At 67.2% G+C, this 238-nt stretch carries 1 protein-coding gene; it reads left to right on the top strand.

Going from position 1 to position 238, the window contains the following annotated elements; translation table 11 throughout:
• Positions 1-21: 21 nt before the first annotated feature.
• The coding region (locus tag ACR9ZK_RS23340; protein WP_481344292.1) for a hypothetical protein at positions 22-238 on the top strand (217 nt) is incomplete at its 3' end.

Genomic DNA, 238 nt, shown 5'->3' with positions numbered 1-238 from the left:
CCGTCGTCGGCAGCGTCAGATGTGTATAAGAGACAGGGACCCGCAGAACGTCCTGCTGACGCGCGTACCTCCGCGTACCGGGTCTCCGTCCCCGGCGGCGTCACCGGCATCCAGGGCGCGTCCGGCGCGAGCACGGCGACCGCTGAGCCTGTCTCTTATACACATCTCCGAGCCCACGAGACGGAGCTACATCTAGGGTGGCGTCTTCTGTTTTCAGAAGGGGGGGGGGGGGGGGGGG

This window comes from Monashia sp. HAY1-5C (genome assembly GCF_056755255.1).
The sequence above is the reverse complement of the archived record's forward strand: the minus strand, read 5'-3'. Positions and strand labels throughout refer to the sequence as shown.